Here is a 21,641-nt window from a genome sequence, read left to right as displayed (position 1 = left end):
AAGGACAAGCCTTTTCAGTAGCCCGCGCCGGCGGTGGAATGCCGGTAGAGACCAAAAAAGCCCGATCCGTCGTTGCTTTAAGTCGCGTCCCCCGTTGAGAGCGGGGTGCGCCGGTTCGCCTCCGGCTGCCAGTCACGGTTGCAAAGGATGGAGAGACCTTCAACGGCATCCCTTGAGAGAGATGCTGGCCACTCGAACGGGAGCGACCCTCGGTTCTTCATCCCTTGGCGGCTGTCCGGCCTCTTGTCCGGATACCTACCGACTGACACACGACCACAGGCACGTGCGAAATTGGGCAAGGCTGGAAATAAGACTTTTGATTCTGCCGCGCAAGAATTTTTTTAGGCTGGGGACAAATTTCCCGCGCGCGTGATTACGAAAGCGTTCGCAGCGCGCACGGCTCACGACAAACATGAATGGAAGTTAAGATTTCTTAGGCGGGCGAAAAACGATTCAGCGCCTGTGCCGCAGCGCTTTCTTGAACGCGCGTCAGGCGCGCTTGAAGAACGGCTCGATGCGCTGCGCGGCGCGGACGAACGCCACCATGATCAGCACGCCGATGCCGAACAGCACCGCCTGCAGGATGTGCGCGCTGGTGTCGTCGAGTCCGAGCAGGATCGCGAGCGCCCAGCCGCCGGCAAATGCCGCGCCGAAAACTTCCGCGCCGATCAGGATCGCCGCCGAGATGACGGTGATGACGCTCGGCCAGGCGATCGTGCCGGAGGAGGTGGAGGCGGGCTGTGGGCTCATGGAAAAGGTCCTGTTCTGGGGGCGCAATCTCTCCGAAAAGGCCCCATCTATCAAGCGCAAAAGGCCCAAAAATGCCGCATCGCGTGCTATAGATTGCCGCATCTTCTGGAGCGTTTTCGAGCGAAATCGGTGCCGGTTTCAGCCCAAGAAAACGAGGCAAAAACGGGAATTGTGATGTCAGAAACCCTGCAGACGGCGGCCCCTTCGGAAGCTGGCGAAAACCCGCTGCTCCGGCCGTGGCAGACGCCGTTCGAGACACCGCCTTTTGCCGAGATCGAGCCGGAACATTTCCTGCCGGCCTTCGAGCAGGCCTTTGCCGATCACGCCGCCGAGATCGCGGCGATCACCCATGATCCCTCAGTGCCGGACTTCGCCAACACCATCACGGCGCTGGAGCGCTCGGGCAAGCTGCTCGCGAAGGTCTCTGCCGTGTTCTACGACCTAGTCTCCGCGCACTCCAACCCGGCGATCCTCGAGATCGACAAGGAGGTGTCTCTGCGGATGGCGCGGCACTGGAACCCGATCATGATGAACGCGGTGCTGTTCGGCCGGATCGCGCTGCTGCACGAGAACCGCGCCACGCTCGGCCTGACCGGCGAGCAGATGCGGCTGCTGGAGCGCACCTACACCAATTTCTACCGCGCCGGTGCCGGCCTCGACGAGGTCGCCAAGAAGCGCCGGGCCGAGATCAACGAGCGGCTGGCCCAGCTCGGCACCTCCTTCAGCCACCATCTGCTCGGCGACGAGCAGGATTGGTTCATGGAGCTCGGCGAGGACGACCGCGACGGCCTTCCCGAGGCCTTCGTCGCCGCGGCCAAGGCGGCTGCCGAAGAGCGGGGCATGACAGGCAAGGCGATCGTGACGCTGTCGCGCTCCTCGGTCGAGCCGTTCCTGAAGAGCTCCTCCCGCCGCGACCTGCGCGAGAAGCTGTATCGGGCCTTCACCGCGCGGGGCGACAATGGCAACGCCAACGACAACAACGCCACCATCGTGGAGATCCTCGCGCTCCGCGAGGAGGCCGCCAAGATCATGGGCTTTCCGACCTACGCTGCCTACCGGCTCGAGGATTCCATGGCCAAGACGCCGGAGGCGGTGCGCGGCCTCCTGGAGCGGGTCTGGAAGCCGGCCCGGGAGCGGGCGCTCGCCGACCGCGACGCGCTGCAGGCGCTGATCGCGGAGGAGGGCGGCAACTTCGCACTGGCGCCGTGGGACTGGCGCTACTACGCCGAAAAGCTTCGCCAGCGCCGCGCCGATTTCGACGATGCGGCGATCAAACCCTACCTGGTGCTCGACCACATGATCGAGGCCGCCTTCGACTGTGCCACCCGCCTGTTCGGGGTCACCTTCTCCGAGCGCAAGGACATTCCGGTCTGGCATCCGGATGTCCGGGTCTGGGAAGTGAAGGGGCCCGACGGCAAGCACAAGGCGCTGTTCTATGGCGATTATTTCGCGAGGCCCTCGAAACGCTCCGGCGCCTGGATGACCTCGCTGCGCGACCAGCAGAAGCTCGACGTCGACGTCGCCCCGCTGATCATCAATGTCTGCAATTTCGCCAAGGGTGCGGACGGCCAGCCGTCGCTGCTGTCGCCGGACGACGCGCGCACCTTGTTCCACGAGTTCGGCCACGGCCTGCACGGCATGCTGTCCAACGTGACCTATCCCTCGTTGTCGGGGACCTCCGTGTTCACCGATTTCGTCGAGCTGCCCTCGCAGCTCTACGAGCACTGGCAGGAACAGCCGCAGGTGCTGCGGCAGTTCGCCAAGCACTACCAGACCGGCGAGCCGCTGCCGGACGACCTGCTGCAGCGCTTCCTCGCCGCGCGAAAATTCAACCAGGGCTTTGCCACAGTCGAGTTCGTCTCCTCGGCGCTGATCGATCTCGAATTCCATACCCAGCCGGCCGCGGCCAGCCGCGATGTTGCCGCGTTCGAAAAGGCGGAATTGGAAAAGATCGGCATGCCCGCCGAAATCGCGCTGCGGCACCGGCCGACCCAATTCGGCCATATCTTCTCCGGCGATCATTATGCGTCCGGCTATTACAGCTACATGTGGTCGGAAGTGATGGATGCGGATGCCTTCGGCGCATTCGAGGAGGCCGGCGACATCTTCGATCCCGCGGTGGCAAAGCGCCTGCACGACGACATCTATTCGTCGGGCGGCTCGCGCGACCCCGAGGACGCCTATGTCGCCTTCCGCGGCCGTGAGCCGGAGGCCGACGCGCTGTTGCGCCGTCGCGGCCTGCTTGAAGTAACGCCGGCGGCCTGACTGGCCGGCGCCGCCCACGAGTCGTCCCTGCGAACGCAGGGACCCATAACCCCTGGTGTTCGTTGTGAAGGAAAAGCCTTTGCCACACTACCAAAAAGAGACGACACGGCGTATCGGTCTCCGCCTTCGGAGGGATGATGTGTTACGTGTAATGCTCGGAGTGTTCGGCTTGATCGCCGCGTTGTTGCTCGGCGTACCGTCCGCGCAGGCCCATCCCCATGTCTGGATCACCGCCAGAAGCGAGGTGGTCTACGCGCCCGACGGCGCGATGACCGGCGTGCGCCACGCCTGGACGTTCGACGACATGTTCTCGACCTACGCGCTGCAGGGCGTCGCGACCAAGACCAAGGGCGTCTACACCCGCGAGGAACTGGCACCGCTGGCGCAGACCAATGTCGAGTCGCTGAAGGACTTCGCCTACTTCACCTTCGTCAAGACCGACGGCAAGAAAGCGAAATTCGAGGAGCCGGTCGACTATTATCTCGAATACAAGGACAGCGCGCTGACGCTGCATTTCGTGCTGCCGCTGAAGGCACCGGCGACATCGAAGCAGTTGGCGCTGGAAGTATTCGATCCTTCCTATTTCATCGACTTCAAGTTCGAAGACAAGGACCCGATCAGGCTGGTTGGCGCGCCCGCTGCCTGCCAGTTGCAGTTCCAGCGGCCGAATGACGAGACCGCCAACACCCAGCGCCTGAACGAGCAGAACTTCATGAACGGCGACAATTCCAACTATGGCGCGATGTTCGCCAACAAGATCATGGTGAACTGCCCGTGAGGCTGATGCTCCCCACAAGCCTCGCGCGAGGGATCGCAATGACGGCCGCAGCGATCGCGGCCGTTGTGGTTTTCGATGCCGCCTTGCATGCGCTGATGGCGCAGAATCCGTTCGGCGGTCCACGTCCCGCGGCCGAGCCGCAGGTCGGCGGCGTGATCGGATGGATTTTGGCCAAGCAATCCGAATTCTACCGCGAAATGTCGGCGACCATCCGCGCGGCGAAATCGGACGGCAGCGCGGTCTGGACGCTGCTCGGAATCTCCTTTGCTTACGGCATTTTTCATGCCGCCGGCCCAGGCCACGGCAAGGCGGTGATCTCGTCCTACCTTGTCGCCAACGAGGAAACCGCGGGACGCGGCATCGTGCTGTCGTTCGCCTCGGCGCTCTTGCAGGCGCTGGTGGCGGTCGCCATCGTAGCCGTCTTCGCCTGGCTGCTCTCCTCCACCGCCAAGACGATGTGCAGCGCGGAGAAGGCGATCGAGATCGTCAGCTACGCGCTGATCGCGGCGTTGGGCGCCCGGCTGGTCTGGACCAAGGGCGGCGGCTTTATGCGCGCGCTGCAGGCGAAGCCGGAGCTGGCGATGGTGTCGGTCACGGCCCATCATCACGATCATGATCATCATGAGCACGCGCATCACCGACATCATGACCATGGTCATCATCACGACCAGGGACATCACCACGATCACGGCCATGCCCATGTTCATGACGAGCATTGCGGCCATTCGCACGGGCCGACCCCGGATCAGCTCGCCGGCCCCGGCGGCTGGCGGCGCGGCTTGGGTACGATCTTTGCCGTGGGCATGCGGCCCTGCTCGGGAGCGATCCTGGTGCTGGTATTCTCGCTGGCACAGGGCCTGTTCCTGGCCGGCATCGCCGCAACCTTCGTGATGGGCCTCGGCACCGCAATCACGGTCGCCGCCATTGCCGTAATCGCCGTATCGGCGAAAGGTCTGGCAAAACGGCTGAGCGCCGGACGCGAAGGCGGCGGCGTGCTGATCATGCGCGGCATCGAATTCGGCGCCGCCGGGCTGGTGCTACTGTTCGGCCTCGGCCTGTTGTTCGGCTATCTCGCCGCCGAACGCGCGACGTGTCTTTGATCCACGCTACGAACTGGAATCCCATGTCACGCGAGCAATTCTGGTTCTTCCATCCGTTCCGGGTGCGCTATTCCGAAATCGACGGCCAGGGCGTCGTCTTCAACGCGCATTACCTGACCTATTTCGACACCACCATCACCGAATATTTTCGCGCGCTCGGGTATGACCAGTACGCCGACGCCAAGAAGAGCGGCGTCGATTTCCACGTCGTGAAATCGGTCATCGAATACAAGGCGCCGGTCCGGTTCGACTGGGAGCTCGACGTCGGCGCGCGGGTGGCGCGGATCGGCAATTCGAGTCTGACATTCGAACTCGCGATTTTCCTCAAAGGCGGCAGCGACGCACTCGTGACCGGCGAGATCGTCTGGGTCAACACCGATCAGAAGACGCATCGCCCGGTCCCGATATCGAAGGAGATCCGCGACCTGATCGCGACGCGGGAGCGGCATTTGGCGGCGTGAGATTTGCGTTGCGAGAGCGCGAAACTATCTCCAGCGTCATCGCACCAGCGCAATTTATACGCCGCGGCGGACGTTATCTTGGCAAGATGGTTGTCGACTTTCCTTCGACAATCAACGACGGTGGTTATGGGTCACTACGTTTGCAGGGACGGCAGCAATTCATCCGGCGATAAGCCGATCCTACACCGGCAAGTACCCCTTGAACGCCGGCATGAAAAAGATCGCGATGTTGATCGCAAACCCGAGGCTCCAGAGGATCGAGCGCAGCGTCGGGCGGTTGCCGAGATAGGTGAAGACGTAGGCGATCCGCACGATCACGAAGAGAATTGCGAGTTCGTCGATCAGCCGCTGCGGCCCCAGCCGAAACTCCGCCAGCAGTACGGCGACGGCAAAGAACGGAAACGCCTCGATGCCGTTCTGATGCGCGCCGAGCGCGCGGGCGCGAAGCGGATCCTGGTAGAAGGCCGGATCGCGCGGCTTGGCATTGTCGAAACGGCCGTAGGCGGCCCATTTGACCGATGCGATCGTCAGCAGATAGAGCAGCAGCGTTCCGAAAACGCACCATTCGGCGATCGTCATGGTTCCTCCCGCGCGCCCCGCGGCAATTTGGGAAGCGTACCGAACCGGCGGTTATCTTGACAAGGATGGTGCAACGCGCGAAGCCATCGAAATCATGACCGTGGTCGTCCCCCTTGGCGGTGCGAAGCCTGTGCCGGCAACCCAGCCGCAACGCATCGGCGTGCTGCTGGTCAATCTCGGTACGCCCGATACCGCCGATGCCCGGGGCGTGCGGGTCTATCTGAAGGAATTCCTCTCCGATCCGCGCGTAATCGAGGATCAGGGCCTCGTCTGGAAGCTGATCCTCAACGGCATCATTCTGCGCGTGCGTCCGGCCAAGAAGGCGCGCGACTACCAGAAGATCTGGAACGCCGAGAGAGGCGAATCCCCGCTCAAGACCATCACCCGGTCGCAGGCAGAGAAGCTCGCGGAAGCGATCGCCGATCGCGAGCACGTCGTGATCGATTGGGCGATGCGCTACGGCAATCCGTCGATCCGCTCGCGCATCGATGCGCTGGCTGCGCAAGGCTGCGATCGCCTGCTGGTGGTGCCGCTCTATCCGCAGTATTCCGGGGCGACCTCGGCGACCGTCTGCGACGAGGTGTTTCGCGCGCTCGCCGACATGCGCGCGCAGCCGACGCTGCGGGTGAGCCCGCCTTACTACGACGATCCCGATTACATCGAAGCACTTGCCGTTTCGATGTCAGAACATCTGGCGTCCCTGCCGTTTCAGCCCGAACTGATCGTGGCGTCCTTTCACGGCATGCCGCAGAAATACGTCGACAAGGGCGATCCCTATTACGTCCAGTGCGTCGCAACAACGGAAAGCCTGCGCCAGCGCTTGGGCCTTGATGCCTCGAAGCTGCTTCTTACGTTTCAATCGCGCTTCGGCAACGACGAGTGGCTGCAGCCCTATACTGACAAGACCATCGAAAAATTGGCGAAAGACGGCGTGAAGCGCATTGCCGTCGTGACACCCGGCTTCTCCGCCGATTGCCTGGAGACGCTGGAGGAGATCGCGCAGGAAAATGCCGAGATCTTCAGGCACAATGGCGGCGAGCAGTTTTCAGCGATTCCCTGCCTGAACGATAGCGAGCCCGGCATGGACGTCATCCGCCAGCTCGTCTTGCGCGAGCTTCAAGGCTGGATTTAACCACCTCGACAACCAACTCGCCGTTCCGCGCCGAGAACATCTGGTGGCCCGCAGAACGTTCCCTAGCTATAACCATAACTCGAGAACGGCCGGCTGAACCGGCGCCGCGCCTTTGCCGACAAAATGACAGACCGCGCCCGGTAACGCACCTTGCCGGCTTTGGAGGGACTTTATGAGTGGCTTCGATATTTTCGCGATCGCCTTTGTTCTGCTTGTCATTGTTACGTTGTTCGCGGGCGTCAAGACGGTGCCGCAGGGCTATGACTGGACCATCGAGCGGTTCGGCAAATACACCCGCACGCTCGCGCCCGGGTTGAATCTCATTATTCCCTACTTCGACCGCGTCGGCCGCAAGATGAACATGATGGAGCAGGTGATCAACATCCCCGAGCAGGAGGTGATCACCAAGGACAACGCCACCGTGACGGTCGACGGCGTCGCGTTCTTCCAGGTGTTTGATGCCGCGAAAGCGAGCTACGAGGTCGCCAATCTCGAGCACGCCATCATCGTGCTGACCATGACCAACATCCGCTCGGTGATGGGTTCGATGGACCTCGACCAGGTGCTGTCGCATCGCGACGAGATCAACGAGCGGCTGCTCCGCGTGGTCGATGCGGCGGTGTCGCCATGGGGTCTGAAGGTCAACCGCATCGAGATCAAGGACATCGTGCCGCCGGCCGACCTGGTCGAGGCGATGGGCCGGCAGATGAAGGCTGAGCGCGTCAAGCGCGCCGACATCCTGCAGGCCGAGGGCCAGCGCCAGTCGGAAATCTTGCGTGCCGAGGGCGCCAAGCAGGGCCAGATTCTGCAGGCCGAAGGTCGCCGCGAAGCCGCCTTCCGTGACGCCGAAGCGCGCGAGCGCCTGGCGGAGGCGGAAGCCAAGGCGACGCAGATGGTCTCCGAATCGATCGCCAAGGGCGATGTCGCCGCGCTGAACTATTTTATCGCCGACAAGTACATCAAGGCGTTCGGACAGTTCGCGGAATCGCCGAACCAGAAGATCCTGATGATCCCGCTGGAAGCCACTTCCGTGCTGTCTTCGCTCGCCGGCATCGGCGAGATCGCCAAGGCGACCTTCGGCGAAGCTGCGACTTCTGCTGTGGCGGCCGCGCGACGGACGCCCTCGGTGCCGAATACGGGTCCCACCCCGCCGCCGGTGGCGCCGCAGCGGTGAGAGCTTGATGTGGAAGATTGATTAGGGGTTCGTGTCATGGCCGAGATGTTTTCGACGTTGGGCGCCTGGAATTGGCTGATCTTCGGCTTCGTCCTGATGGCGCTGGAATTGCTCGCGCCGGGGGTCTTCATGTTCTGGCTCGGGCTCGCGGCGCTCCTAGTCGGGCTCGTGTCGTTTGCGATCAACCCGTCCTGGCAGACGCAGCTCCTGATGTTCGCGGTATTCGCGGTCGCCGCGGTACCGGCGTGGCGGCACTTTGCGCGCAGCGCATCGAGCAGCAGCATCAGCAACCCGTTCCTCAACAAACGGACTAAGGCACTGATCGGCCGGGAATTCACGCTGGAAAAGCCGATCGTCGGGGGCACCGGCACTGTGCGGATCGACGATACGATCTGGCGTGTTGCCGGCCCCGACGCGCCGGCCGGCAGCCGCGTCAGGGTCGTGCAGGTCGATGGCGCCAGCCTGACCGTGGCGGCGGCTTAGTTCGCCTCGGACTAACCGCCCTCCTTGCATTTAGCTACGAAAAATGTAGCATGATGCTACATTATTCGTAGCGAAGGAGTTGGCCGTGTCACAAACCATGCCGCGGATCGCGCCACTTGAGCCGCCTTATGCAACGGACATTGCCGAGCAGTTCGACCGCATCATGCGCGGCGCGCCGCCGCTGGTGCTGTTTCGCGTCATGGCCGGCAACGCCCGCACCTGGGAGAAATTCCGCGCCGGCAGCCTGCTGGATCGCGGGCCGCTCAGTTTGCGGGAGCGCGAGATCGTCATCGACCGCACCTGCGCGCGGACGGGCTGCGAGTATGAATGGGGCGTGCATGTCACGACGTTCGCGGAAGCCGCGCATCTGACGGAAGAGCAGGTCCGCGTCACCGTGCTGGGCGCCGCCACCGACGCGTGCTGGTCTGCCGCTGAGCAGGCGCTGATCGCCGCGGTCGATGCACTGCACGAACGCGCGACGCTTGATGACGCCGAGTTCGCGGGGCTGTCGGAGCATTATGAAGAGGCAAAAATATTCGAGATCATCCTGCTGTGCGGATTCTATCGCACCGTGTCGTACCTCGCGAACGGACTGGCGCTGCCGCTGGAGGAGAACGCGGCGAGATTTCCGAGGGCCTGACCCGTCATTGCGAGCGAAGCAATCCACTCGCGGCATAACGAATAGATGGATTGCTACGTCGCTTGCGTTCCTCGCAATGACGTGGAGAGGTCGCGATCTACGCCACGCCCGCGCGCAAAAAATCGTGCAGATGCACGATGCCGATCGGCTTGTGGGCGTCGGTCACGATCAGCGTCGTGATCTTCGAGGAGTTGAGGATCTCCAGCGCCTCGCCGGCCAGCACGTCGCGGTCGATCGTCTTCGGATTCCTCGTCATCACCTCGTCGACGGATGCCGTCATCAGGCCCGGCCCCATATGGCGGCGCAGATCGCCGTCGGTGACGATGCCGACGATGTGGCCGCGCGCGTCGACGATGCCGACGCAGCCGAAGCCCTTGGACGTCATCTCGACCAGCGCCTCGGACATGCTGGTGCCGAGCGGCTTCAGCGGCACCGCGTCGCCGGTATGCATGAGGTCGCGGGTGTATTTCAGGAGCGCGCCGAGCTTGCCGCCGGGATGCAGCACGCTGAAATCGACCGAGGTAAAGCCGCGGCCTTCCAATAACGCGATCGCCAGCGCGTCGCCGAGCGCCAGCATCATCAGGGAAGAGGTGGTGGGCGCGAGGTTGTGCGGGCAGGCTTCGCGCGCCTTCGGCAGCGTCAGCGCGACGTCGGCGGCCTTGGCGAGGGACGATTCGCGCTCCGCCGTCATGGCGATCACGGGAATGCGGAAGCGCGCGGCGTAGCTGATCAGATTCTTCATCTCCGGCTGCTCGCCGGACCATGATAGCGCCAGGATGACGTCATCGGCGGTGATCATGCCGAGGTCGCCATGGCTTGCTTCGGCGGCATGGACGAAAAACGCTGGCGTGCCGGTGGAGGCGAAGGTCGCGGCGATCTTGCGGCCGATATGACCCGACTTGCCGAGCCCGGTGACGATCAGCCGTCCCTTGGCGTTCCGGATCAGATCGGCGGCGGCGACAAAGGGCGGGCGAAGGTCGGACTGCAGTGCCGCCGTGATCGCGGCGATGCCGCTGCCCTCGGCGTCGAGCGTGCGCAGCGCCGATTGGACGGCGGAGTCAGCGGGATCGGAGCCGGATGATTGTACCATCAGCGGATTCGGATTGGCCATGTCTGTCCCAGGGAGGAGGGGCTTCGCGCCCCGAACCCCTGCATAGCATGGGCCGTCTGGCGATGCGACGCGGGCAGCCGCCCTCAACGGCCCATTAACCATAATTGTTTTAACTCCATTAACGACGTGTTCCGCGAGCGTGCGGCGTGCGTCCTTCAAGTATCTGTTTTTGTTGGAGTATATTTTTATCGTGAGGGCGGGGCCAGCAACGGGCCGGAACAGCCGCGCGCGCCTCTTTCGCGCAGCCTTGCCGTGCCTTGCGCTGATCGCCCTGACCGGAACCGCAGCGCGAGCGCAAACCGTCACGCCGGATCTGTTCAGCTCAAGGCGCACCAGCCAGATGGCGCCGCCGGATTCGCCGCTGCGCCGGACGGCGGCAGAGGTGAACGATCCCCTCAACAGTCCGAAGCTGCAGGAGGGCGACAAGCCCGCGCCGTCGCGGATCGGACAGATCCCGAAATACGGTCTGCCGGCCGCGAGCGGCGCAGCCGACATCGGCTACGACTCACTCAACCGCAAGCGCAAGAAGCCGAAATACTATCCGGGGCAGGCGAAGCCGAAACCGCCGGTCGGTCCCGGTAGTCCGCCGCCGCCGATTGCGTCGAATACGCGACTGCGGCTGTCGATTCCCCCATCGGAGACGGCGCACAAAACCCCTATCCCGCCAGCGATGGCAGGCACCGTGGTGGGTCAACCGCCGCGCAAGCGTCTCCGGATCGACGACGATCCGTTCGGCGCGGTCGGCGATTACGCCGGCAGCTTCCTGATCAAATCCGCGGTCGAATTCTCCGGCGGCTACGACACCAATCCGGGCCGGCTCGCCGCCGCGCAAGGCAAACCGTTTTATGTGATCGCGCCTGAATTTTTGGCGATCTCCGACTGGGAGCGTCATGCGCTGGTGGCCGATCTCCGCGGCTCCTTCACCGGCTACGGCAGCAATCTCACGCCGAACGCGGACGGCACGCCGCTGTCGGCGCCGCTCGATATTGATCGGCCCAATTTCATCGGCCACGTCGACGGCCGGCTCGACGTCAGCCGCGACACGAGGCTGACCGCGCAGGGACGCTTGTTCGTCTCGACCGACAATCCCGGCAGCCCGAACGTGCAGGCCGGTCTCGCCAGATATCCGATCTTCACCACGGTCGGCAGCACCATCGGGGTCGACCAGACGTTCAACCGGCTGCAGGTTTCCGCCGGCGCCACCGTCGATCGCACCGACTACACCAACTCGAAACTTACCGACGGCACCTCAACCACCAACGACGACCGCAATTTCAGCCAGTATGGTGGCGTCGGCCGCGTCAGCTATGATTTGAAGCCGGGTATAAAGCCGTTCGTGGAAGTGCAGGGCGACAGCCGCGTGCATGATGTGAAGCTGGACCGTGCCGGATTTGCGCGTGATTCCAGTGGCGGTTACGTCAAGGGCGGCAGCAGCTTCGAATTCTCGCGGCTGTTGACCGGCGAAATCGCCGTCGGCTACGCCGCGCGCGACTATGTCGATCCGAGGCTCGATCGCCTGGAAGGCCTGCTCGTCTCGTCCTCGCTGGTCTGGACCGCAACGCCGCTGACGACGGCGAAGTTCTATTCCGACACCACGATCACGGAGACCACGCTGCCCGGCACGTCCGGCGTGCTGACGCATGTTTACACCGTCGAGGTCGATCATGATTTCCGCCGCTGGCTGACCGCGATCGGCAAGTTCACCTGGGGATCGCTCGACTACCAGGGCAATCCCAGACGCGACAAGATCTACACGGTGTCGGGCGAAGCCATCTACAAGATGAACCGCAACGTCTGGCTCCGCGGCACACTGCGGCGCGACTGGCTGGATTCGAACCTGCCGGGGAACAGCACGGCGTCGACGGTGATGATGCTGGGGGTGAGGCTGCAGCATTAGAGTGCTCGGACACCGTCGACAGGGCCGGGCGGCTTGACCCACAAGCACGCCCTTTTGCTTCAGAGGGATATCTCGGCAGCGTGCTTATGAACGATGTGCCAAGGCAAACGATCTCTCAACGCCAACGCAGATGCTACAGAGCAAAAGCTATCCTGCCAACTCAAACTCGAACTTGATGCGTTTAGCCTCGGGAGAAGATCATTCAGCAGTATTCGACGAAGATCAATACATCGCCAAAAATCGCGACCGAGGGTAATGGTGTAGTTTGTGCCAACGAGACCCTCATTCAATCCAAATCGGTCAAAATTATCCGGAATGAAATAATTGATCGATGTGTGATCGATACTGATCAGACTCCGATCTACAGCTTCATCTAATTTGGCAAGCGCGCAGAAGCTCAGGATGACCGTAGCTAGGTCTGAAGGAAAGTTGTAAATATCTTTGGTGATCGAGAAGGAGTGTTGATACCGCTCCGTCAGCAATAAGAGGCGCTGTTCCACACCGAGCGAATAGGCACCACATTTCGCAAAGTTTTCATGCATGTCATGGTACAGGCGGCCAATCACCTCTTCGCTATATTTAGACCAGCCTTTGCGTCGGCACATTTCAAGGAAAAGTAGGAAGCCAGTCGCTTGATCGTCGGTCAGCGCCAAAATTGAATTGCCATAGCGAGCGAGTATTTTTTGCACCACATCTGAAACCAATTTCGAATCACTCTCCGAAAATTTGCTTTGGCTAAAGAAGAAGAGCGCGCACTGTCCCAATATGTCGGAAAGGCGGATGGGTAATTCGTACAGGTCCGAAAGAGAATCCAACATCAGCGCGTTTCGATCGGTGGCCATCGCGTCGTTGAGTTGCGCGAGCGCTCTCCGGCTGGCGCTTGTGTGCCATTCGATTAATTCGTTGATCGCCAATGTTCGCGCATTCGTTGGGCAGAGTCCTAAGAGCTGCCCGCATAGTACGTTATACACGCGGGTTTCCAGGAACCTATCGTTGGCCTCAGACAATTCGATGGCCAATCCTTCTGCGAGACCGTAGATAAGCGGCGTACGTTGTTCGGGTTCAATCTTCGAAAATGCGCTCTCGAGAGTTCTTGAGAGGGCCCTTTCGTCGACGCCATCTAAGATTTTTGCGAGCGCGGACTTGAATTCTGCGACATGAACGCCTGTGCCGATCGTTTGCCTCTGGACCTGCGCGACTATTCTGTCTGTCGTTTGTGCAGAACCCGAGAAATACGGATTCTTGGCAAACAGGTTCGGACCCTGAAGGTTTAGAGTCCAATACGAGATCGTTTGGTTCTCGATCGTTCCTTGCGCTTGAATTTGTTGCGCAATCTCCGCCAAGCTTAGAAATGGCCTAGCTTGTTGGACGAACGCATCGCCACGCAGGATTCTCGTAAACTCTATAGTAAATCGGCCGCCTTCGATGGTTTCCTTGGCCGTCTCTTCGGCCGCAGCGGATGCCACAAATGATATGCCCATCGTGTCGGAATTCCCGACGATGGTGCGCTTCAGAATTGATCCGATGTCAAAACCAAGGCCCGCCGAATTGCAGGCATCGATAATGAAATTGGCCTGCTTTGGCCGAGCTCCCGCTGTTGTCCGTAGGATGTCGGGGAAACCGATCGCTGTGGCGGGGATGCGGTCGGTGAGCGTATCAATCGGTGCGATGTACAGCGTTTCGTCAAATACGACGGCATGTCCAGCGAAGTACAGGGTGAATACTGTGATGTTTGTATTGTTGTAAAGAATCTCCGCAAGCGAAGTGCGCAGGTGCTCAGCAGTTGGAGATGCGAGCAATCTAGACTGTTCAGGGCTATACTGATGCTCTTGATCTCCAACAAGCGCCGAGAATACGGATCTCGCGTCTTTGACGGCTCCACTTAGCTTTGCGGCTCTCTGATAATCGTCACATCCAACCGCGAGTAAGATTCGCATCTATTCTATTCCCAGCGAAAACGGGATATGCGCTCTGCTTCTCGAGCTACGGCACTCTTCTCCTTCTCAAGCGATGTTGCTTCAACTTTGAGGTGATAATCATTGGGCTGAGCTTGGAGAGCCTTGATAAACTTGTGTCCTTGTCCAGGGGCCATATGGATCGATGGTCGTTGAGCGCTTCCATACTGATTTACCCCAAATTCTATCTTTTGGAGCATAGCTAGAAAGCCGAGAGAAATGTCACCGTTATGCTCGTTCCGTGTAATTGTATTTCCGTGCGACTCAGCAGCTTCGCCAACTGTTTGATAGAGATGCTTCATCAAGTCGGCATAGAGTTGTTCCACCATGCCCTCAATGTAACGCTCGATAATAGCTGTCTCGTGGTTGATGACGTCTATTGTGTGGATGGTCGACTCGGCGGCCATCGTATGCATCGTGGAGGGAGCGTCATTGGATACTTCAGTGGCCCAACGATCGCCGTGGCGATAACGATGAACATTGCGTTCATCAAGGAGGGTTGCTCGTCGCTTATCTAGACGAACTCGGATTTGATCATGAATATGACTATCCAGAGATTCTCGCTCATTATGCAGGTAACGATAAAAGCTGGGTCTTGATGGCGTTTGGGTCATTGTGGGCCTCACCAGAATCTACCCTGTAGAATCAAGCGTGAACCACAATCGTACATTGAAGCGGTCTCAAAAGGGAGCGGCCTTGAATGACAAGATCGCTCGCGCTCAGGACCGCTCACCTCGGCAGCGTCGTCGATCCCATCAGGTACTGATCGATCGCCCGCGCGCACAGGCGGCCCTCACGGATTGCCCAGACGACGAGAGACTGCCCGCGCCGCATGTCGCCGGCGGAGAAGACGTTCGGCAGCGAGGTCTTGTAATCGGACGTGTTGGCGCGGACGTTGCCGCGCTGGTCGAGGTCGACGCCGAGCGTCTTCAGCATGCCTTCGTGCACCGGGTGCACGAAGCCCATGGCGAGCAGCACGAGCTGCGCTTCGAGCTCGAATTCGGTGCCGGCAATCGGCTTGAACTTGTCGTCGACCTTCACGCAGTGCAGCTTTTGCACCTTGCCGTCGACCCCGGAGAATTTTTGCGTCAGCACGGCGAATTCGCGGCTCGCGCCCTCGGCCTGGCTCGACGAAGTCCGCATCTTCAACGGCCAGTTCGGCCAGGTCACGCCCTTGTTCTCGTGCTCGGGCGGCTCCGGCATGATTTCGAGTTGCGTGACGGACTTCGCACCCTGCCGGAACGAAGTTCCGATGCAGTCCGAACCGGTGTCGCCGCCGCCGATCACGACGACATGCTTGCCGCCGGCGAGAATGTCCTTTGCCTCGCCGAGCGGCTCGGAGGAGACGCGGCGGTTCTGCTGCGGCAGGAAATCCATTGCGAAATGGATGCCGTCGAGATCGCGGCCGGGGATCGGCAGATCGCGGCCGGCTTCGGCGCCGCCGGTCAGCGCCACGGCGTCATACTGGTTGAGCAGTTCGCGCGGATCGATCGCGCCTTGCGCGGTACCGCCGATGTGGACGCCGTAATGGAACGTGACGCCTTCGGCCTCCATCTGCGCCACGCGGCGGTCGATGACGTGCTTTTCCATCTTGAAGTCGGGAATGCCGTAACGAAGCAGTCCGCCCGCCTTGGCGAACTTCTCGTAGACGTGGACGTCATGGCCGGCGCGCGCGAGCTGCTGCGCCGCCGCAAGGCCCGCAGGGCCGGAGCCGACGATCGCGACCTTCTTGCCTGTCTTGGCCGGCGCGACTTCCGGCTTCAGCCAGCCATTGTCCCAGGCGCGGTCGACGATCGCGCATTCGATCGTCTTGATGGTGACCGGGTTGTCGTCGATGTTGAGCGTGCAGGACGCCTCGCACGGCGCCGGGCAGATCCGGCCGGTGAACTCCGGAAAATTGTTGGTCGAGTGCAGGTTGCGCGAGGCTTCTTCCCAGTTGCCCTGATAGACGAGGTCGTTGAAATCGGGGATCTGGTTGTTGACCGGGCAGCCCGGCGTGCCGGGTGCGACCGAGCCGGTGCCGTGGCAATAGGGAATGCCGCAGTTCATGCAGCGCGCGGCCTGGTCGCGGGTGTCCTTCTCGCTCAAGGGAATGACGAACTCGCGATAATGCTTCAACCGCTCGGCGACCGGCGTATACTTGCGTTCGTTGCGGTCGATCTCGAGGAAACCTGTGATCTTGCCCATTAAACCCTGATGCCCCTGCATCTCGTTCGTCTGTTCGCTCGACCCTCATCCTGAGGAGCGGCATGCGCCGCGTCTCGAAGGATGAAGGCCCGTGTGTTGGCCTCATGGTTCGAGACGGCGCTTTGCGCCTCCTCACCATGAGGGTCTAAAGGCTAAGCCCCGATCGCGATTTTCGGCTCGGCGTCGGCGTTCACCTTCAATTCCTTCAGCGCGCGGCGGTATTCCACCGGCATCACCTTGCGGAATTTCGGCAGCCAGGCCTTCCAGTTCGCGAGGATCTCGGCGGCCCGCTTCGAACCGGTCAGCTTGGCATGGCGCGTGATCAGCACGTGCAGCCGCTCCACGTCGGAGTCGAGCAGGTTCTGGAACACGTCGACCCGGCCATGCGATTCGAGATCGCCGGTGTGGTGATAGGTGTTCTGGTTGATCATCTCTTCCGAGAGCACCGGCTCCAGTTCCACCATCGCCATATTGCAGAGCTTTGCGAAGTCGCCGGCCTCGTCCAGCACATAGGCGATGCCGCCGGACATGCCGGCTGCGAAGTTGCGCCCGGTCTTGCCGAGCACCACGACGATGCCGCCGGTCATGTATTCGCAGCAGTGATCGCCGGCGCCTTCGACCACTGCGATGGCGCCGGAGTTACGCACCGCGAAGCGTTCGCCGGCGATGCCGCGGAAGTAGCATTCGCCCTCGATGGCGCCGTACATCACCGTATTGCCGACGATGATGGATTCTTCCGGCACGATGCCGGAATTCTTCGGCGGCTTGACGATGATGCGGCCGCCCGACAGGCCCTTGCCGACATAGTCGTTGCCTTCGCCTTCGAGATCGAAGGTGACACCCCTGGCAAGCCACGCGCCGAACGCCTGGCCCGCCGTGCCCTTCAGGCTGACGTGAATGGTGTCATGCGGCAGCCCGGCATGGCCGTAGATCTTCGCAACGGCTCCCGACAGCATCGCGCCGGCGGAGCGGTCGGTGTTGTTGATCTCTTCCTCGATTCTGACCGGCGCGCCGCGGTCGAGCGCGGCCTGCGCCCTCTCGATCAGGCGGCGGTCGAGCACCTTCTCCAGATGATGGTTCTGGGCCTCGGCATGATAGATCTTCTGGCCCTTCTCCTCCTTCTGGCGGACGAAGAGTTTTGAGAAATCGAGCCCCTTGGCCTTCCAGTGCGCCACCAGCGTGGACTGGTCGAGCATCTGGGTCTGACCGACCATCTCGTCGAACTTCTTGTAGCCGAGCTGCGCCATGATCTCGCGCACTTCTTCCGCAACGAAGAAGAAGTAGTTGATGACGTGCTCGGGCTGGCCGGTGAAGCGCTTGCGCAGCACGGGATCCTGCGTCGCCACGCCGACCGGGCAGGTGTTGAGATGGCACTTGCGCATCATGATGCAGCCGGCCGCGATCAAGGGCGCTGTGGCGAAACCGAACTCGTCGGCCCCGAGCAGCGCGCCGATCACGACGTCACGCCCGGTGCGGAAGCCGCCGTCGACCTGGACCACGATACGGCTGCGCAGCCGCTCGCGCACCAGCGTCTGGTGGGTTTCGGCAAGGCCGATTTCCCAGGGGCTGCCGGCGTGCTTGATCGAGGTGAGGGGAGACGCGCCGGTGCCGCCCTCGAAGCCCGCAATGGTGACGTGGTCGGCGCGGGCCTTCGCAACCCCCGCGGCCACCGTGCCGACGCCGATTTCGGAGACCAGCTTGACCGAGACCTGGCCGTCCGGGTTGACGTTCTTGAGGTCGTAAATGAGCTGCGCCAGATCCTCGATCGAATAGATGTCGTGATGCGGCGGCGGCGAGATCAGGCCGACGCCGGGCGTCGAATGGCGCACGCGCGCGATCGTCGCGTCGACCTTGTGGCCGGGCAACTGTCCGCCTTCGCCGGGCTTGGCACCCTGCGCCATCTTGATCTGCATCATGTCGGAGTTGACGAGATACTCCGTCGTCACGCCGAAGCGGCCCGAGGCGACCTGCTTGATCGCCGAGCGCATGCTGTCGCCGTTCGGCATCGGCTTGAAACGATCGGCCTCTTCGCCGCCCTCGCCGGTATTGGACTTGCCGCCGATCCGGTTCATCGCGATCGCAAGCGTGGTGTGCGCCTCGCGCGAGATCGAACCGAACGACATGGCGCCCGTGGCGAAACGCTTGACGATTTCGGAGGCCGGCTCGACCTGGTCGAGCTTCACCGGCTTGCGCTTCTCGTCCTCGGCGGTCTTGAGCCGGAACAGGCCGCGCAGCGTCAACAGCCGCTCGGACTGCTCGTTGAGGATTTTTGCGAACGCGCGGTAGCGCTCCTGCGAGTTGCCGCGCACGGCATGCTGCAGCGTCGATACGGATTCAGCGGTCCAGGCGTGGTCCTCGCCGCGGGTGCGGTAGGCGTATTCGCCGCCGACATCGAGCGCGGTCTTGTAAACCTCCGCGTCGCCGAACGCGTCCGTATGGCGCCGCACCGTTTCCTCGGCGATTTCGACCAGGCCCACGCCTTCGATGCGGGTGTGGGTGCCGGCAAAATACTTCGCGACGAAATCGGCCTTCAGCCCGACGGCGTCAAAAATCTGGGCGCCGCAATAGGACTGATAGGTGGAGATGCCCATCTTGGACATCACCTTCAACAGACCCTTGCCGATCGACTTGATGTAGCGCTTGACGATCTCATAGTCGTCGAGCGCGCCGGGCAGCCGATCCTTCATCGCGATGATGGTCTCGAACGCCAGATATGGATTGATCGCCTCGGCGCCGTAACCGGCCAGGCACGCAAAATGATGCACTTCGCGCGGCTCGCCCGACTCGACGACGATGCCGACCGAGGTGCGCAGGCCGGTGCGGATCAGATGATGATGCACGGCGGCACAGGCCAGCAGCGAGGGGATCGGAATCCGGTCCGTGCCCGCCATGCGGTCGGACAGGATGATGATGTTGACGCCTTCGCGCACCGCGCCTTCGGCGCGCGCGCAGAGTTCGTCGAGCACCTGCTCCATCCCCGCCGCGCCGAAGCCGGCATGGAAGGTGGTGTCGAGCGTGCGCGACTTGAAATGCGTGTCCGCGACATCGGAGATCGAGCGGATCTTCTCCAGATCCGCATCGGTCAGGATCGGCTGGCGCACCTCGAGCCGCTTGGTCGAGGCCATGCCCTGCAGGTCGAACAGGTTCGGCCGCGGCCCGATGATCGAGACGAGGCTCATGACGAGCTCCTCGCGGATCGGGTCGATCGGCGGGTTGGTGACCTGTGCGAAGTTCTGCTTGAAATAGGTGAACAGCGGCTTCGGCCGGTCCGAAAGCGCCGAGATCGGCGTGTCGTTGCCCATCGAGCCGGCGGCTTCCTCGCCGGTTGCCGCCATCGGCGTCATCAGGATGTTGATGTCTTCCTGCGAGTAGCCGAATGCCTGTTGCCGGTCGAGCAGCGGCAGGTTCGAACGCATGCCCTTGACGGGCGCATCGGGCAATTCCTCCAGGACGAGCTGGGTGCGATGCAGCCAGTCGCTGTAGGGGTGACTCTTGGCCAGCGTCGCCTTGATCTCGTCATCGGGAATGAGGCGTCCCTGTTCGAGATCGACCAAGAGCATCTTGCCGGGCTGCAGCCGCCACTTGGTGACGATCTGGTCCTCCGGGATCTTCAGCACGCCCATTTCGGACGCCATCACGATGCGGTCGTCCTTGGTGACGAGATAACGCGCCGGGCGCAGTCCGTTGCGGTCGAGCGTGGCGCCGATCTGGCGGCCGTCGGTAAACGCGATCGCGGCGGGGCCGTCCCACGGCTCCATCAGGGCTGCGTGATATTCGTAGAAAGCGCGGCGCTGCTCATCCATCAAGGGATTGCCGGCCCACGCTTCCGGAATCATCATCATCACCGCGTGCGGCAGCGAGTAGCCGCCCTGCACCAGGAATTCGAGCGCGTTATCGAAGCAGGCGGTGTCGCTCTGGCCTTCATAGGAGATCGGCCAGAGCCGGCTGATGTCCTTGCCGTAAAGCTCCGAGTGAACGGAAGCCTGGCGCGCCGCCATCCAGTTGACGTTGCCGCGCAGCGTGTTGATTTCGCCGTTATGCGCGATCATCCGGTACGGATGCGCCAGCGACCAGGTCGGGAAGGTGTTGGTCGAGAAGCGTTGGTGCACCAGTGCCAGCGCGCTCTCGAAATCCGCTTCATGCAGGTCGGGATAGTATTTGCCGAGCTGGTCGGCGAGGAACATGCCCTTGTAGATCACGGTGCGGCACGACAGCGAGACCGGGTAATAGCCGGCCATGCCGCGGTCGCGGCGCTGATAGATCGCCTGCGAGATCGACTTGCGCAGAATGTAGAGCCTGCGCTCGAACTCCTCCTCGGTCTTCGCTGTGCCGTTTCGACCGATGAACACCTGCATGTGATAGGGCTCGGTCGGCTTGACGGTTACGCCGAGCGAAGCGTTGTCCGATGGGACGTCGCGCCAGCCGAGCAGCACGAGGCCTTCTTCCTTGATCTGCTCGGCGATGATGCTCTGGATCACCTTTCGCCATGCCGTCTCCGTCGGCATGAACAGCGCGCCGATCGCGTAGTGGCCGGGCTCCGGCAGCTTGAAGCCGAGTTCGGCGGCCTTGCGCGCAAAGAACGCGTGCGGGATCTGCACCAGAATGCCGGCACCGTCGCCGGCGCGCGGATCGGCGCCGACCGCGCCGCGATGCTCGAGGTTGCACAGAATGTTGATCGCGTCCGAGACGATCTGGTGCGACTTCTTGCCCTTGATGTTGGCGATGAAGCCGACGCCACAGGAATCCTTCTCCAGGCCGAGGTCGTACAGGCCCACAGCCGGCGGGCGCCAGTCATGTTCGCGCCGAGAATCCTCAAGCAAAGTGTCGGCCGGTTTCGAAGCCGCGGTCGCCGACAGGGTTTCTGCCACGATGTTTTCGCGCTCGAATTCCGACCCGCTCATTTCATTCCTCTCAAAAAAGGCTAAGGGCCTCACCGCATCGTCGGCGCACCTTGGACGCTTGCGGCACCCACTGGGCCACCGCTCGTCCGCCGCGAGCCGCAATTTCTTAAATTCAGGCCTTCCCGTTCAACGTCCCTGAGGAACGGCCTTGCCTGCACTGCCCTGGCGCTCACGGCGCCACGGTTTCGTTGCAATCCCTGTGCCGGGACCACCCCGCAATTGAGACAG

At 62.1% G+C, this 21,641-nt stretch carries 16 protein-coding genes; 9 read left to right on the top strand and 7 right to left on the bottom strand.

Annotation, left to right across the window (positions count from 1 at the left end; translation table 11 throughout):
• Positions 1 to 489: 489 nt before the first annotated feature.
• The gene (locus LMTR13_RS34005; RefSeq protein ID WP_065731559.1) at positions 490 to 750 is read right to left on the bottom strand and encodes a hypothetical protein; all 261 of its coding nucleotides are present in this window, start codon (positions 748 to 750) and stop codon (positions 490 to 492) included.
• A 174-nt stretch (positions 751 to 924) separates the two neighbouring features.
• Here LMTR13_RS34005 and LMTR13_RS34000 point away from each other — a divergent pair, with 174 nt between their 5' ends.
• From LMTR13_RS34000 to LMTR13_RS33985, 4 genes are all read left to right on the top strand, one after another.
• Positions 925 to 3,015, top strand: coding sequence for a M3 family metallopeptidase (locus tag LMTR13_RS34000; RefSeq protein ID WP_065731558.1), 2,091 nt, complete (start codon positions 925 to 927; stop codon positions 3,013 to 3,015).
• Between the two features lie 151 nt (positions 3,016 to 3,166).
• Complete coding sequence (locus LMTR13_RS33995; RefSeq protein ID WP_065731557.1) at positions 3,167 to 3,793, top strand: DUF1007 family protein; 627 nt, start codon at positions 3,167 to 3,169, stop codon at positions 3,791 to 3,793.
• A 38-nt stretch (positions 3,794 to 3,831) separates the two neighbouring features.
• A complete protein-coding gene (locus LMTR13_RS33990; protein WP_236843220.1) occupies positions 3,832 to 4,893 on the top strand; it encodes a nickel/cobalt transporter in 1,062 nt (353 codons plus the stop codon).
• Between the two features lie 23 nt (positions 4,894 to 4,916).
• Entirely contained in the window at positions 4,917 to 5,354 is a 438-nt protein-coding gene (locus tag LMTR13_RS33985; RefSeq protein ID WP_065731555.1) for an acyl-CoA thioesterase, read from the top strand.
• A gap of 180 nt (positions 5,355 to 5,534) precedes the next feature.
• Here the strand turns inward: LMTR13_RS33985 and LMTR13_RS33980 are convergent, their stop codons facing one another.
• A complete protein-coding gene (locus LMTR13_RS33980) occupies positions 5,535 to 5,933 on the bottom strand; it encodes an MAPEG family protein (RefSeq protein ID WP_065731554.1) in 399 nt (132 codons plus the stop codon).
• Between the two features lie 94 nt (positions 5,934 to 6,027).
• On the opposite strand from LMTR13_RS33980, the gene hemH reads away from it, so the two are divergent.
• The 4 genes from hemH to LMTR13_RS33960 all read left to right on the top strand — a co-directional run bounded on the left by hemH (position 6,028) and on the right by LMTR13_RS33960 (position 9,362).
• Positions 6,028 to 7,065, top strand: coding sequence for a ferrochelatase (gene hemH, locus LMTR13_RS33975; RefSeq protein WP_065733196.1), 1,038 nt, complete (start codon positions 6,028 to 6,030; stop codon positions 7,063 to 7,065).
• A gap of 172 nt (positions 7,066 to 7,237) precedes the next feature.
• Entirely contained in the window at positions 7,238 to 8,239 is a 1,002-nt protein-coding gene (locus LMTR13_RS33970; protein WP_065731553.1) for an SPFH domain-containing protein, read from the top strand.
• A 36-nt stretch (positions 8,240 to 8,275) separates the two neighbouring features.
• A complete protein-coding gene (locus LMTR13_RS33965; RefSeq protein ID WP_065731552.1) occupies positions 8,276 to 8,722 on the top strand; it encodes an NfeD family protein in 447 nt (148 codons plus the stop codon).
• A gap of 85 nt (positions 8,723 to 8,807) precedes the next feature.
• Positions 8,808 to 9,362, top strand: a complete 555-nt coding sequence (locus LMTR13_RS33960) for a carboxymuconolactone decarboxylase family protein (RefSeq protein ID WP_156795898.1) — start codon at positions 8,808 to 8,810, stop codon at positions 9,360 to 9,362.
• A 97-nt stretch (positions 9,363 to 9,459) separates the two neighbouring features.
• On the opposite strand, the gene LMTR13_RS33955 is transcribed toward LMTR13_RS33960, so the two are convergent.
• Positions 9,460 to 10,473, bottom strand: coding sequence for a KpsF/GutQ family sugar-phosphate isomerase (locus tag LMTR13_RS33955; RefSeq protein WP_065731550.1), 1,014 nt, complete (start codon positions 10,471 to 10,473; stop codon positions 9,460 to 9,462).
• A 190-nt stretch (positions 10,474 to 10,663) separates the two neighbouring features.
• Here LMTR13_RS33955 and LMTR13_RS33950 point away from each other — a divergent pair, with 190 nt between their 5' ends.
• Positions 10,664 to 12,370, top strand: coding sequence for an outer membrane beta-barrel protein (locus LMTR13_RS33950; protein WP_065733195.1), 1,707 nt, complete (start codon positions 10,664 to 10,666; stop codon positions 12,368 to 12,370).
• A 59-nt stretch (positions 12,371 to 12,429) separates the two neighbouring features.
• On the opposite strand, the gene LMTR13_RS33945 is transcribed toward LMTR13_RS33950, so the two are convergent.
• From LMTR13_RS33945 to gltB, 4 genes are all read right to left on the bottom strand, one after another.
• A complete protein-coding gene (locus LMTR13_RS33945) occupies positions 12,430 to 14,307 on the bottom strand; it encodes a caspase family protein (RefSeq protein ID WP_065731549.1) in 1,878 nt (625 codons plus the stop codon).
• A 5-nt stretch (positions 14,308 to 14,312) separates the two neighbouring features.
• A complete protein-coding gene (locus LMTR13_RS33940) occupies positions 14,313 to 14,939 on the bottom strand; it encodes a hypothetical protein (protein WP_156795897.1) in 627 nt (208 codons plus the stop codon).
• A gap of 115 nt (positions 14,940 to 15,054) precedes the next feature.
• The gene (locus LMTR13_RS33935; protein WP_065731547.1) at positions 15,055 to 16,512 is read right to left on the bottom strand and encodes a glutamate synthase subunit beta; all 1,458 of its coding nucleotides are present in this window, start codon (positions 16,510 to 16,512) and stop codon (positions 15,055 to 15,057) included.
• Positions 16,513 to 16,664: 152 nt separating this feature from the next.
• On the bottom strand, positions 16,665 to 21,413 hold the full coding sequence (gltB, locus tag LMTR13_RS33930; protein ID WP_065731546.1) for a glutamate synthase large subunit: 4,749 nt from the start codon (positions 21,411 to 21,413) through the stop codon (positions 16,665 to 16,667).
• Between the last annotated feature and the right edge of the window lie 228 nt (positions 21,414 to 21,641).

The organism is Bradyrhizobium icense (assembly GCF_001693385.1).
GTDB classification, from domain to species: Bacteria; Pseudomonadota; Alphaproteobacteria; order Rhizobiales; family Xanthobacteraceae; genus Bradyrhizobium; species Bradyrhizobium icense.
Note: the sequence above shows the minus strand (reverse complement) of the source record. Positions and strands in the feature narration are given on the sequence as shown.